Below are 12,617 nucleotides of genomic sequence, written 5' to 3'. Positions count from 1 at the left end.
CCGTCTACCAGGGGTTTCCTCGCGCCACCGACCGAACACCCGAACCGCGATCACGTCGTGATCAGCGCCCGCTCAGACGGATGAAAAAGGGTCACTGATCCGGGCTCTACTGGCTCTCGATCCAGGTCGGCCGGGCCGGTGAGTGCCGCCACCGGTCTCACGGCGCTTGGCCTCAAACACGTTGGCCCACCCTCCGCGGCCGGAGGCGGGTCGCCGGAGATGAGCAGGATCCGTCATTGAGCGAATCGCGTCACTCGGTGGAGCCGCTGCTCGTCTTGCCCGGGTGGGCGAAAAGGTGCCGTTGGGCAGGACGGGCATTGTCTGGGGTTCCGGTACCGGGCTTTTCTGGAGGTGGATCAACCATCTCACCTTTCGGAGGCGTCGGTCATGAAGAACAAGATCACGGGTGTCGCCGGTGCTGTGCTGGTTGCCGGGCTGCTTTCCTGCGTCGCTGTACAGGAGCCGAGGGGCGGTGGGGGAGTCTCTTGGATCGCTGTGGCCGTTCAAGAGCGCGGTGATGGTCCGGGTGGCATCGATGGGGTCGCCTGGCAGCGCTGAGCATCTGACCGGCCGCGTGGGCTCCGGCCCCCTGGGAGCCCACGCGGCCTCTTTTGTCACTCGGGTGCGGGGTTCGGGCCGTAGAGGGATGAGGACGGTCGTCCGGAGGAGGCGTGATGGAGGAGTCGGCTGGATTGCTGGCGGCGATGGCGGCTTCGGAGAGGCTCCGGTGCCGTCGGTTCGAGTTGTTGCCGCTTCGGGGAGAGGGGGCGGTGTTCACTGATGTGCAGGGGCGTGGTCCTGGAGAGTCGACGGCTCCGTCGGCGCTCGCTGATTTGATCTCCTCCATCAGTGAGATCGGTCTGTTGCAGCCGGTTCTCGTCGAGGTGTATGTCGGTCGGCATCATCTGGTGGCGGGGGAGCGGCGGCTTCGGGCGATGCGGTGGGGAGCGACGGCCGCGCCGGGTAATCCGCATTTCGCGGCGCTTCCCGCGGTGGTGTGTGACGGGCCGTTGACGGAGGAGGAACGGCGTCGCTGGCAGCTCGTGGAGAATCTGGCGCGCGAGCGGCTGCAGCCTAGGGAGCTGGCCGCTGCTCTGCTTTATGAACGGTCGGCGATCCTTGCGGAGCGGCTCGCGGGAGCGGGGATCGAGGTTCCGCCGGAGGTGATGGCGGAGCCGGACGCGGTGACGCGGTTCGCGTCTCTTGAAAGGGTCCGCGGCCACAATGCCGGTGTCGCGGCGCCTTGGTCGGATGTGTTGCGGCGGACCGGTGTGCAGATGTCGTCGCGGAAGGCACGTGCGGTGGTGGCGGCGTTCCGGGCGCTGCCCCGTGAGCTGTCGGAGGAGATGGACGCCCACCAGGTCGCGCTGACGACCCGGCTGTCCTATCTGCGACTTGCCGGAGGCCGGTCTCATGCCGCGGAGGAGATCTGGTCGGCGGTTCGCGAGCGCGGGCGGACCGACCTGTTGTCCGCCGCGGTGCAGGCGGCTATTGAGGATCCGGAGCGGACCGTGGAGGAGACGCTCGGGGCGGCCGAGGATGTGCATCAGGCGGCCAATGCCTCGAGGGCCGCGAAGCTCAGCGCCGAGCCGGCCTTGACCTCGGGGGTGGAGTCGGCCTTGGTGCGCCGGACGCTGGGTGCGCTGCGGGAGCTCTCCACGCAGCTCGCGGCCGGTGCCCAGATCGACGGCTATGCCGCCGGGTCGCTGCGGCTCCTGGTCGCTGAGCTTCACGGCCGGTTCGAGAAGCTGCCGTGACCGTGCTCCCTTGGCCGTCGCGGGGCGTTCCACCGCTTCCCGGACGGGACTGCTCGTGCCGGGAATGCGCGTTCTGGAGCGGGCCGGACGGAAACGGAGGCCCGGCGACGGTCGAGCCGTTGTGCTCGGGATGCAACACCGATTGCTCCTACTGTGGTTACGCGCATGCTGAAGCAGCGGCTCCGCAGGGCGCCTGCGACGGTGTAAGATCCGATGTCCATCGCGGTCGGACATCGCAGCCTGGCCGCAGGACATGGGCGGGACGCTCCGGTTCGATGGAGTGAAGGTTGGAGGCTTCCTCTCCGGACGGTGGCCGAGATTCATCCCGCAGACCGACGGCACCGCGATTCCGGCCCTGGATCAGGGGCTGGAATGGCCCGCCTACGCGGTGGGGTTGCGGCGGGTGTTCTCTCCGAGCAGCCGCACGCTGCTGCCCCGCTTCGCGGACCAGGACGTCCATCAGGTGCTCGGGCTGGCTGACGGCCGGCGTGCGGTGCTGGTGGGCTACGCGGAGGACCCGCTGGTCGAGGCGTTCTGGAGTTACCGCCGCCGGGATCGGCTGGTGGAGCGGATCGTCGAGCAGGGCTGGGACTTGATCCTCGCGCCCAATTTCTCGATCTATGGAAACTGGCCTCGAGTAGAGCACCTGATCAACATGCGCCGCTCGGTGATAATCGCCGCGGAGGGAGCGGTCGTCGCGCCGAACCTCTACTGGTACCGGCTGGAGGATCTGCGGCGCTGGGCGGACTGGGTGGGAGAGGCCGATCTGCCGGCGGTGGCGATCAATCTGCAGACTGTCAGGGAGAACACGAACTGGCATTCCTGGTCGTTGCCGGGTCTCTCCTGGCTCGCTGAGAACCTTCCCGAACGCCTGCCGGTCTTCGTCACCGGCCTGTCCAGGACAGAGCGGATCTCTGCGGTCAACGACCTGTTCGGATCACGGCTGCACGTCGTCAGCCAGAACCCCTACCAGTACGCCCTGCACGGAGCGGTGATGATGGCCGGGGGGCGACAGGACGTTCATGCGGAGAAGGCGGACGCGTTCGCCGCGACCGTCAGGTACATGGCGTCTCTGCTGGAGGAGCGGTGAGACTGTTCGTCCTCGTGGCGTGGGAGGCACCGCTGGGGGAGTTCGTTCGGCCGGTCGGCGTGGTCGGCGTGGTCGGGTGCGACGGCGAAGACCGGCATCACTCTTGGCTGCCCCTGACCTATGAACGTTCCGCTCAGTGGCGTTCCCGGCTGGAAACGGGTTGTGATCTTGACGTCTGGACGCGTGTCGGCCAGGCGGCGGAGCTGGAACCGGCCGCGGATGGCCGGGGATTGCGATCGGAGGTCGAGGGCGCGGTCGATGAGTTGATCGTCGGATTGGCCGGGCTGTTCGGGAACGTGTGATGGGGTCCAATTCCTCAACCGCGCATCTGGTCTACGGAGTGTCGCCGACGGTGTCGGCGCATGTGGCCGCCTGGTCCGGCAAGTTCGCGGAGGAGATCGCCTACGCCGAGATGATCGCGAAGGGAGGCCTCGACCCCGAAGACCCCCTCGGCCCACCGGTGGTCGACTTCGCCAGCCCCACCGAGCAATACGAGCTGTTCTGCCTATCGATCGAGCAGTCACAGTCTTACCTGCAGGAGGCGGGAGCCGAACACGGAGAGCTGACCGAGGAGTACTTCGGAGCGGTCAAGACGGCCTACCAGACCGTCGACCGATACCTGGAGGGCCTGGACCCGGAAGACCTCCAGCAGATCGCCGCCGACAACGGATTCCAGCACCCCGAGCACGCGTCAGGCACAGGAACTGGTACTCATCCGCTGGCTTACTGGCTGAACCCCACGGTCGAGGACCAGGATCCGACAAAGACCGCCATCCAGGCCAAGGCACTGGAACGGTATGCGCAGTTCGTGACGGCCGGAGGCCAAGCCGAGCCCGCAGAAGCAGATGACGGCAAATGGACGGCCACCGCTGATCAGTTCTGGGCCGCGCACACCCAGATGAACCACCAGCTCATCAGCTACGCGGACACCGAGACCATGCGTCTCCAAAGCCCAACGGATCGAGGTCCTTTCCATGTTCGCCGCGAAGAGCATCACCCACCTTGCGGGCAAGCCCGTCGACCAGATCGTCACCGCGGGAGGAAGCTGACATGACGTGGACCGAGCTCCTGGACGACCTGCTCAAGGGCCGCCACAGCCTCACCGGAGACACCCTGGACGCCGATGGGACCCTGACGGTGACCAGCACGAACGGCATCGAGGTCTTCCACGCCCCACTCGCCCGCCACCACCGCTTCGACCGGGCAGAACCGGATCTGCTCTGGACCCGGCCGATCCTCGGCGCTGGTCCCGACGGCCTCACCTACAACCTCAACCTGGCCCGCCGCCGTGGCCTCGCCGTGCTCAAGGCCCGGCAGTACGGCCAGACGGTCGTGCTCGACCTGCGCAGCGGTCAGACCGCGACGATTCGGCCCGCACGGGGCGACGAGCTGGCGGAACTGGCTCGCTGGGACACCTTCGTCGAAACGATCCTCAGCGTCGAGGAATCCGCCGCGCTCGACCTTCTCGACGCCGACTCCTGGCATGGCCGATTCAGTTGATCCTCCGCACGTGGACGAGATGGTCGGGCACAGGCTCACCCGCCAGATCGAACACCGCCCGATACAGCTCCCGGTTGTTCACTCGCTCCCCAGCACCGACTCGATCACGTCGAAGGCGACGAACGGATGCACCGATGAAGTCATGCACGCGTACTGGGCCGCGACGGCTCCGGTGCGGTTGCGTCCGGCGGCGCAGTGCAGCAGCACACGCTTGCCCTGCTGCCGGAACTCCTTCACAAGCCGGGCCGCCTCCTCGATGACGAAATGCGGATGCTGGTTGGCCCCGGGCTGGTCGATCAGCCAGACGCTGAGACGATCTTGGACCGGAATCCGGTTGTCGTACGCGGTGGGCGGGGCCCGGCAGAGCGACACGACCGCGTCGAAGCCGTCTGCCCGCTGCCCGGCGTGACGAAGGCTGCCGAGGACAACGCCATCGTCGAACGGCAGCGGCAGCCGGATCGGCCCGGGCATCCGCCGGAGGACTCGGCTGGGAGGAGGCGTCAGCTTCCAGCCCGGCCGTACGGATCGCAAGGTCGACCAGCTCGGAGGCACGGTAGCCCGGCTATCCATGCACGGCACGGTGCCATTCCAACGGAACAGCGCTCGCTCCCCACCGAGCTCCGAGGAGCGAACCCGCGATGGCCGCGACCGTGTCGGTGTCATTGCCGGCCTTGACCGCAGCGACCAACGCATCTCGGAGATGATGGGCGGCGAACGAGCCCCGCTCAGGAGCCTGGTCGGGAACGGGTGTGCGGATGACCGCCGACCAGGCCGCTTGGAGAGCACGCACAACGAACCCGTTCGGCGTGAAGTGATGGGGCTCGCGGTCCGCTGCCTCGCCGATCCATTGCACCCACTGGTCCCTGCGCTCGGACGGCAGCACTTCCAGGCCCGCGCTGAGGGTCAGTTCACCGGTGAGGACGGCCTCACGGATGGCCGCGCACCACAGCACGCACGCGTCCCCAGCGAGGGGATCATGATGGGTGAGATCGCTGACGGCTCGGGCGGCCTGCGCCATGGCGACGGGATCGGACAGGAACGCGAGGGCGACCGGCGCGGTCCGCATCAGTGAACCGTTGCCGGTGCTGCGGCCGGTACGCCCATGGAGCTCGGCGGCTCGCCTCCTCATCAGTGCCGCCGAGGCCTTCAGGCCGCGGGTTGCCGAAAGCACCTGGGAGGTCTGGACTCCGATGTCGGAGGCACCGTCCGCCTTCCACTGGAGGAACCTCGCGGCGACCTGGTCCAGGCTTTCCTCTGCGCGGAGATCGGGTACCGAGACGGCGGCTGTGGCGACGCATACGGCCATCTGGGTGTCGTCGGAGTACTCGCCCGGCGCATAGGGGCCGAGCCCGCCTCCGACCATCGCGGGCACATCATCTGTCCCGAGCCTGGGCTGGAACTCATACGGGACGCCAAGGGCGTCGCCACAGGCCGCGCCGAGCAATGTCCCGGCGACCCGATCTCTCTGCTTGTCAGATGTCCCGTCTCATGCAATTTGAGGCAGCGCCACCACCTGGCCAGCGTGCCTCATGATCAATGAGACGGGTCGCGCGGCAGGTTGTCTCGTTGATCATGAGGCAGATCGGCGTTCTGGTATCTGGGGGAAGGCCTCCTCGGCGCGGGGTCGGGCAATGGGCCGAGGCGTTCAGCGACTCGGCTGCGGAGCTGGGTGTATTCCTTGTGGCGTCTAGTAGCTGAAGGTGGTGGCGCCCTCATCGCCGATCCACTCCCACATGGGGATGGTGCCGCCGAGGCTCGCCCCGTCGATCAGGGTGTCCTTGGCGAGCTTGCGGGAGTCGAAGCAGATCGGGCAGACCAGGTAGCTGCCGCCCGCCTTCGCGTAGCGCTCCAGCAGATCGGCCAGCGGCGGGCAGCCGTCGCAGGCGACGCCGGTGGCGATGCCCTCGGTGGCCAGGCGGGCGGCTTCCTTGGTGAGGAACATCAGGGTCGGCCGGCCCTGCTCGGCGGCGCCGACGGCGACCAGGAAGGCGACGGTGACCTTCTCGGGGTCCTCGAGTCCGGTGGTGAGGCTGATGACTGCTTTTCCAGGCATGGGGTGTGTTCTCCTTTCGCTTCGGACGGTAGGTCTGAGCCCCGTCCCGGCGATTCGGGAGAACTCCCTATGTTGCGCGTACCCGGGCCGCCGCCTGACCCCGGGAGGTCACCCCGAGCTTGCCGAGGATCGCCGAGATGTGGTGGTCGACGGTCTTGGGGGACAGGGTCAGCCGTACGGCGATCTCGGCGTTGGTCAGGCCCTCGGCGACCAGTGACAGCACGTCGGCCTGGCGCGGGGTGAGGCCGTCGGAGCGGGCGGCGGTCGCGCGGCGCGGGCCGCGCGGGATCCGGGTGTGGCCGCGCCGCCGCAGCTCGGCACGGAGATGGGAGGCGGCGGCGACGGCCCCTAGCGCGTCGAGCAGCCGCAGCGCCTCGTGCGCCGCCTCCTCGTCCCCGGCCGCCAACGCCTCGGCGCGGGCGAACTCGGCAGTCCGCGCCTGCCACTCGGCGGACGCGCCGCGCCAGTCGCCCTCGATCATCAACTGGTAGGGGTGCCCGGTCGGCAGCACGGTGGCGGTCCCGTCGGCCCGCCACAGCCGGTAGGCGAGCTCGCCCGCCTTGAACGGGGTGCCGGGGGCCGTCCGCAGGCCGCGGCGGGCCTCCTCGGCCGCCCGCCTCGGGTCGCCGGCCCACAGGAAGTACTCCGAGCGGGCGGCCAGCGCCGGGGCGAGCCACTGGAACTCCTCCGCGGTCTCGGCCAGCCGCAGCGCCTTGGTCAGCGTTTCCAGCGCCGCGTCCTCCCCGCGCGCCGACTGGATCCGGCCCTTGGCGATCAGCGACGGGACCAGCGCGACCCCCACCTTGAACGGCCGGGACAGGGATGCCTCGGCGTCCTGGAGCGCGCCGTCCCAGTCGCACCGGGCGAACCGGATCCCGGCGCGGACGCCCAGCAGGCACTGCAGGTACCCGTCGACCTGCTCCTGCTCAGCATAGGCGAGCGCCTTCTCGACCTGCTCGGCCGCGTCCGGATACCGGGCGAGCTCGTCCATGCAGAACGCCAGGTTCACCCGGACCCGCGCCGCCGCGTCGACGAACCCCAGCTCCACGGCGTGCTCGAAGACCTCTTCCAGGGGGCCTCTGGCGGGCAGGTGCCCGTCCTGGAGCCGGGCCGTGTGCACTGTGACCTGCGCCTGGATCGCGGTCTCCCGGTCGCCGAGCCGACCCGCCAGCTCCAGCGCCCGGACGCCCCAGTCGATCGCGTCGTCGTTCTGGTGGGCGAGCATGTCCATGTGCGCCCTGGTCCCGTAGGCCATCGCCAGTTCGGGGCCGTCGGTGTCCGCCAGCACCTCGACGGCCCGCACGGCGGCGGCGCGTGCGCCCGGTCCGTCGCCCGCCCACCAGGTCATCCGGGAGATCCGGTACAAGTTCTCGCCCACCTTGAGCCGTTCGCCGCGCCGCTCGCGCAGCGCCAGGGCCTTGCGCCCGGCCGCCAGGCCCTCGACGAACCGCCCCGCCAGGAACGCCCGCTCCCGGTAGACCTCCAGCAGGTCGGCCCGCTCCGGTTCCGGCAGCAGTTCCGCGTGCTCGGCCGCCGCCCGGTAGTACGAGGCCGCCTCCCGCCGGGCCCCCTGCCGCGCCGCCGCGTCCCCCGCGACCCGGCCCCACCGCATGACCGCGGCCGCGTCACCCGCGCCGATCGCGTGGTGGACGAGCCGGCCCGGATCGACGCCCGGCTCGGCACCGGCGGTCAGCCTGTCCAGGACCACGCGGTGCATCTCGCGCGCCCGCGCCGGGGACAGCGCCTCCTCGACGGCCGAGCGCAGGAGTTCGTGCCGGTAGGCCACGCCGTCCGGGACGTGCACCAAGATTCCGGCGTCCACGCACGCGTCCACCGGCCGCCCGGCGGCCACGCCGGGTGCGAGCCGCCCGGGGGACACCGCCGCCAGGTGCGCGAGCTCCCGTTCGTCCGCCGCCAGCCCGCGCAGCCGACCCAGGACCAGGTCCCGCACCGCCTCCGGAACCCGTGCGCCGCGCTGCGCCCCGCTCCACGGTCCCGGGCCGTCCCCGCCCTCGGGCTCCGGCGGGCCGTGCGGCGCCCGGTCGCGGAGGAACTCGGTGACCAGCAGGGGGTTGCCGCCGCAGAAGCGGGTGACGGTGTCCGGGTCCTGCCCGGCCCGGCGCGCCTGGTCGGCGACGCATTCGGCCGACAGCGGCGGCAGCACGATCCGGGTCGTCGCGGCGGCGGGGAGCTTCGCCAGCGCGGCCCGCAGCGGATGGTCGGCGGCGAGTTCGTCATCGCGCAGGGTGAGCACGAGCAGCGCGGGCAGCCGGGGGACGCGCCGCCCGAGCAGCACCAGCAGGTCGAGGGTCGCCTCGTCGGCCCAGTGCGCGTCCTCGACCACCACCACGGGACGAACCGCCTGGCGGGGCACCGTGAGTTCGTCCAGCAGCGCTTGCAGCACCGGTTCCTGCGCGCCTTCCGCGACTGCCCGCGCGAGCGCGCCGCCGGCCTGCCGCCCGATGTCGTGCACCGGCCCTAGCACCCGGGGCGTGCTCAACTGGTCGCAGGCCCCCCACAGCACCCGGGCCCGCCGCTCGGCCCGCCGCGCGAACTCCCCGACCAGCGCGGACTTGCCGATCCCGGCCTCCCCGGCCACGACCGCGATCCGCCCGCCGTCGCCGAGCAGCCGCTCCAGCCGCTCCAACGCTTCAGCCCGCTCCCAAAGCCCCACCACCCGATCGTAAACGCTGCTAATCGGTAACTAGATCTACTGAACACCGGTGGCGTTGATGCTGCGCGCGTTCCGCTAAGGGGCTCCGGTACCGGCAGCACCAGCCGCCGAAGACCCCGACGATCTGCTTGACGCGCACGAGGCCGCCGAGCTCGCTGTCCAGGCGGTTCCAGTAGTGGTAGCGCCGTGTGCTTCGCCGTCCCCACTGGTGGACGTCTCCGAGCATGAGGTCACCGCCGAGAAGGTCGTTGACGATGAGTGCGGTGATGTCGCAGTGGGCTCCAAGCGGGATTGGCCGTGCTCCAGTGGGGCCCGGTCGAACCCTGCACCCGGCGTACAAGCCACCGCCAGCGAACCTACCGACACGCCCACACAAAGACCGCCAATGCGGACCAACCGCATGATAGCGATCATCAGCCAGACGATCGATGCCTCAAGTCGGTGAGACGAAAAAGCAGATGCCCCATGATCAATGAGACTGCCTCAACTCCGATGAGACGGAACACGGACGCCGCCGACAAATTCCGTTCGCCGATCATCACGCCTCCCGAATTCGATGTGTAGTTATAATAACAATTCGACATGCTTCGGGCTTCGTTCAGTGAAGTCCGGTGAGGGGGAGTGATGTTCAACGTGTATCCGGTCATCGCCCAGCTCGAGCAAGGTCGGCTCGGTGGTGAGGAGTTCGTCGCCACGGTCGTCGACGGCCACCGCAAGGTCCGCGGGCTGTTCGTGATTCGCGAGGATCGCGCCGAGGCCCTGTTCCAGCTGGCTCGCATCGTCTTCAACGCTCTGCGGCACTCGCGTTTCGCCACCGACGAGCTCGACGGCATCGCGGTCCTCATCGTCAAGGGCCAAGGGCGTGATGCGGATTCGGGGAAGCGGACCGTCGCGATCGAGAGCCACACCTACCCGCTGGGATAGGCGCGCTGCCGGGGTGTTCGGCTCGGCGTGCGGCTATATGAAGGCACTACACCTGGATAGGGTTGCGGGGTCCCGTTGCCGAGCTGTTCGAGGTGTTGATGCCGCCGCGTTCTGTCCGAGGTTTCCGTTCGGCGGAGCTGAAGCGGCTGCGTGAGGAGCGTGGTCTGTCGCTCGCTGAGCTGGGGGACGCGGTGGGCGTTCAGCGGTCGCAGGTGTGGCACTGGGAAGATGGGCGGACCGTCCCATCGCCTGGCCGGCTCGTGGAGCTCGCCGTTGCGCTGGACATCGATCCTTATGCGTTGTTCGACGCGGACGAGGCCGAGCCTTCACTGCATGACCTTCGGGTGCGGCGTGGCCTGTCGGCCAAGGACCTGGCGGCAGAGGCCGATCTTCCCTATGAGGGACTGGTGCACCGGCTCGATCTGGGACGCGGGCGGGCTGATGTGCCCGACGATGTGGTGGCCAAGCTGGCCGCGGTTTTGAAGGTCACCGCGGAGCAGGTCCGGGAGGCCTGTCAGCGGAGCCGTGAACGCCGTCCGGTCTGATCAGCTCCTGGGGAGAAGTCGCCTGGTGACGACTCTTCGTCATCGGCGTTGACGCTGCTCGACTCATGTTCTGCCGTGGCGTTGGGTCAGTTGCCGTCAGCGGTGTGCGGTGTTCTTGTCGTGGCGTTCGGTGCGGGCGTTCCCTGGAGGTGATGACACACATCCCTTCAGCAAGGAGTCCTCCTCATGAGCAGCATCGTCTCCAGGCCCGCGCTGTCCGCGGGGCCGCGGCCGCACACCTTCAGCCTGGGGGAGCGGGTGCAGTTGGTGAGCCTGGCCACCCGGTTCCTCGAATCCTGCATTGCGAACGTCACCGGACCGGTCTGGCCGACACCGCGGCCCGTTCGTGCCGCTCTGCGCGATCACGACGGTCTCGGGCGGCCCGAGCCTCCCCTCGGCCCTGTGATCGACTTTCTCGGGCCGCTGCGGATCGGCCGCTACGCCACCTGCCCGGGCCCGTCGGGGCGAGCGCTGGAACTCCTGCTGCTCCTCGCGCTGACCGGCGACCATCAGGCGACCAGGCCTTATCTGACCGCCAGGCTCGGCCCCGATCCCGACCACCCGATGACCGACACCTACTTCCGCCAGACCTGCCTACGCGCACGGGCCTTCCTCGGCGTCGGCTCAGACGGCGGCCAGCTCCTGACCTATGACGACGGCCGGTACGGGCTTCATCCGGAGGTCGACATCGCCTGGAACCGCTTCCATCTACTGCACCAGCACTCCACCCAGCCCGGCGCGGATGAGGCGGCCGATCTGACCGAGGCCCTGAAACTGGTCCGTGGAGAGCCCCTCCAGGATTGCGAGCAGTGGTGGATCGATCCGGTGCTCACCGAGTACATCCGCGTCAGGATCGTGACCGTCGCCGAGCGGCTCACCACCCTCGCCCGCCACCCCGATGACGCCATCTGGGCGGCCTGCCACGGCCTGTTCGCCGACCCCTTCGCCGAACAGCTCTACCGCGTCCTCATGCGCTCCGCGGCCGCCAGCGGCAACCTCGCCGGCATCCGGCACGCCTACGACATCCGAGACCCAGCCGCGGTCGTCGTAGGGGGTTTGGTTGTTCATCAGGCGTTTGCGGCGGTAGTCCTGTTCGGTTCGCTGGGTCTGGATCATGGCGGTCATGCGTTCGCCGTAGAAGATGGCGCGGGGCTTGTTGTTCTTCGGGGTGGGGGAGAAGTAGAGCTTGCCGTTGACGACGGTGACGTTGTCGGTGACGGAGGCTGTGTTGTTGGGCAGGTCGATGCGCGGCCAGGCCATGCCGATGACCTCTCCTATCCGGGCGGTCGAGGTGGCGAAGAAGGTCCAGAGGCGGCGGTAGTCGATGTTCGTCTCGGCGGCGAGGAGTTCCTGGAGCTGGGGGAGGGTGAGGACGTTGTCGACGTGTGCGGCGGGTGGGGTGGCCAGGTCGATGCGTTTGAGGATGGAGGAGGCCTCGGAGCGCTGCATGAGGAGCTGGAGGTTGTCGAGCCTGTAGTTGACCTCGGCGAAGCGGATGACGCGTTTGAGTGCCTTGGAGAGCTGCTCGACGCGGTGGTTCTGGTCGGCGCTTTTGAAAATGGCCGTCACATGGAACGGCGCCCAGATGCGCAGAGGGATGTCGGCGTAGGCGTGGCGGAGGGCGACTCTTTCGAGCTCGGCTTTGTACTGGGCTTTGGTGCTGTCCTTGAGGTCGGCATCGGTCAGTGCTATGAGATAGATGTCGCGGAGGGTGGTGTTGTGCTGGGTGTGCCTTGTCGCGGTGGGGAGGATGCCGAGGGCTTCGAGGCGGTAGAGGGCATCGCGTTCGTCGAGCCAGGCCCAGCCCTGCGGTTCGGTGTCGACGAGGCGGGAGTTGCCGCCGCGGGAGCGAGGTTCTTGGGCCCGGAAACGGCCGCTGGGCTGGGGGTAGACACTGCCGGGGATCTTGCGCATGGGGATCGACTGCTCCATGGACGTGTACGGGCACGTGTGGGGCGGTGACACAGACCGACACACACTGGGCCGCCCCGGCGAAGTTGGAGGCTAGATCGCGTGGTTCTCGCTCGCCAGGCCGGTGCCGGCGGCTGATCGATGGAACGTCTCCTCGTACTCG

At 68.9% G+C, this 12,617-nt stretch carries 13 protein-coding genes; 7 read left to right on the top strand and 6 right to left on the bottom strand.

The window, feature by feature from the left end:
* The first annotated feature begins 674 nt into the window (after positions 1 to 674).
* The 5 genes from ABD785_RS40830 to ABD785_RS40810 all read left to right on the top strand — a co-directional run bounded on the left by ABD785_RS40830 (position 675) and on the right by ABD785_RS40810 (position 4,347).
* On the top strand, positions 675 to 1,757 hold the full coding sequence (locus ABD785_RS40830; RefSeq protein ID WP_344840203.1) for a ParB N-terminal domain-containing protein: 1,083 nt from the start codon (positions 675 to 677) through the stop codon (positions 1,755 to 1,757).
* A gap of 253 nt (positions 1,758 to 2,010) precedes the next feature.
* Entirely contained in the window at positions 2,011 to 2,847 is an 837-nt protein-coding gene (locus ABD785_RS40825) for a hypothetical protein (RefSeq protein ID WP_344840201.1), read from the top strand.
* Positions 2,844 to 3,149, top strand: a complete 306-nt coding sequence (locus tag ABD785_RS40820) for a hypothetical protein (RefSeq protein WP_344840198.1) — start codon at positions 2,844 to 2,846, stop codon at positions 3,147 to 3,149. The genes ABD785_RS40825 and ABD785_RS40820 overlap by 4 nt, the downstream gene beginning before the upstream one ends.
* The gene (locus ABD785_RS40815) at positions 3,149 to 3,901 is read left to right on the top strand and encodes a hypothetical protein (protein WP_344840196.1); all 753 of its coding nucleotides are present in this window, start codon (positions 3,149 to 3,151) and stop codon (positions 3,899 to 3,901) included. Before ABD785_RS40820 ends, ABD785_RS40815 begins: the two co-directional genes overlap by 1 nt.
* Positions 3,898 to 4,347, top strand: a complete 450-nt coding sequence (locus ABD785_RS40810; RefSeq protein ID WP_344840194.1) for a hypothetical protein — start codon at positions 3,898 to 3,900, stop codon at positions 4,345 to 4,347. Before ABD785_RS40815 ends, ABD785_RS40810 begins: the two co-directional genes overlap by 4 nt.
* Positions 4,348 to 4,425: 78 nt before the next feature.
* Here the strand turns inward: ABD785_RS40810 and ABD785_RS40805 are convergent, their stop codons facing one another.
* From ABD785_RS40805 to ABD785_RS41440, 5 genes are all read right to left on the bottom strand, one after another.
* A complete protein-coding gene (locus ABD785_RS40805) occupies positions 4,426 to 4,818 on the bottom strand; it encodes a protein-tyrosine phosphatase family protein (protein ID WP_344840191.1) in 393 nt (130 codons plus the stop codon).
* A gap of 91 nt (positions 4,819 to 4,909) precedes the next feature.
* Positions 4,910 to 5,791 (bottom strand): ADP-ribosylglycohydrolase family protein, encoded by an 882-nt coding sequence (locus tag ABD785_RS40800; protein ID WP_344840188.1) that lies wholly within the window; start codon positions 5,789 to 5,791, stop codon positions 4,910 to 4,912.
* Positions 5,792 to 6,034: 243 nt separating this feature from the next.
* On the bottom strand, positions 6,035 to 6,400 hold the full coding sequence (locus ABD785_RS40795; RefSeq protein WP_344840185.1) for a DsrE family protein: 366 nt from the start codon (positions 6,398 to 6,400) through the stop codon (positions 6,035 to 6,037).
* 67 nt (positions 6,401 to 6,467) lie between these two features.
* Positions 6,468 to 9,074, bottom strand: coding sequence for an ATP-binding protein (locus ABD785_RS40790; RefSeq protein ID WP_344840182.1), 2,607 nt, complete (start codon positions 9,072 to 9,074; stop codon positions 6,468 to 6,470).
* A 19-nt stretch (positions 9,075 to 9,093) separates the two neighbouring features.
* Positions 9,094 to 9,414, bottom strand: a complete 321-nt coding sequence (locus ABD785_RS41440) for a YunG family protein (RefSeq protein WP_425547886.1) — start codon at positions 9,412 to 9,414, stop codon at positions 9,094 to 9,096.
* A 284-nt stretch (positions 9,415 to 9,698) separates the two neighbouring features.
* Here ABD785_RS41440 and ABD785_RS40785 point away from each other — a divergent pair, with 284 nt between their 5' ends.
* Positions 9,699 to 9,998, top strand: a complete 300-nt coding sequence (locus tag ABD785_RS40785) for a hypothetical protein (RefSeq protein ID WP_344840180.1) — start codon at positions 9,699 to 9,701, stop codon at positions 9,996 to 9,998.
* Between the two features lie 62 nt (positions 9,999 to 10,060).
* The gene (locus ABD785_RS40780; protein WP_344840178.1) at positions 10,061 to 10,543 is read left to right on the top strand and encodes a helix-turn-helix domain-containing protein; all 483 of its coding nucleotides are present in this window, start codon (positions 10,061 to 10,063) and stop codon (positions 10,541 to 10,543) included.
* Positions 10,544 to 11,251: 708 nt separating this feature from the next.
* On the opposite strand, the gene ABD785_RS40775 is transcribed toward ABD785_RS40780, so the two are convergent.
* Positions 11,252 to 12,457: a site-specific integrase gene (locus ABD785_RS40775; protein ID WP_344840176.1), complete on the bottom strand. Its 1,206-nt coding sequence runs from the start codon at positions 12,455 to 12,457 to the stop codon at positions 11,252 to 11,254.
* Between the last annotated feature and the right edge of the window lie 160 nt (positions 12,458 to 12,617).

This window comes from Actinocorallia longicatena (genome assembly GCF_039534125.1).
Classification (GTDB): Bacteria; Actinomycetota; Actinomycetes; order Streptosporangiales; family Streptosporangiaceae; genus Actinocorallia; species Actinocorallia longicatena.
Note: the sequence above shows the minus strand (reverse complement) of the source record. Positions and strands in the feature narration are given on the sequence as shown.

What these genes read in the sequence shown, in the direction of transcription:
- ABD785_RS40805 (WP_344840191.1), bottom strand. Translation starts at nt 4,818, where the DNA reads ATGCCCGGGCCGATCCGGCTGCCGCTGCCGTTCGACGATGGCGTTGTC.
- ABD785_RS40785 (WP_344840180.1), top strand. Translation starts at nt 9,699, where the DNA reads ATGTTCAACGTGTATCCGGTCATCGCCCAGCTCGAGCAAGGTCGGCTC.
- ABD785_RS40810 (WP_344840194.1), top strand. Translation starts at nt 3,898, where the DNA reads ATGACGTGGACCGAGCTCCTGGACGACCTGCTCAAGGGCCGCCACAGC.
- ABD785_RS40825 (WP_344840201.1), top strand. Translation starts at nt 2,011, where the DNA reads ATGGGCGGGACGCTCCGGTTCGATGGAGTGAAGGTTGGAGGCTTCCTC.
- ABD785_RS40830 (WP_344840203.1), top strand. Translation starts at nt 675, where the DNA reads ATGGAGGAGTCGGCTGGATTGCTGGCGGCGATGGCGGCTTCGGAGAGG.
- ABD785_RS40775 (WP_344840176.1), bottom strand. Translation starts at nt 12,457, where the DNA reads ATGCGCAAGATCCCCGGCAGTGTCTACCCCCAGCCCAGCGGCCGTTTC.
- ABD785_RS40795 (WP_344840185.1), bottom strand. Translation starts at nt 6,400, where the DNA reads ATGCCTGGAAAAGCAGTCATCAGCCTCACCACCGGACTCGAGGACCCC.
- ABD785_RS40815 (WP_344840196.1), top strand. Translation starts at nt 3,149, where the DNA reads ATGGGGTCCAATTCCTCAACCGCGCATCTGGTCTACGGAGTGTCGCCG.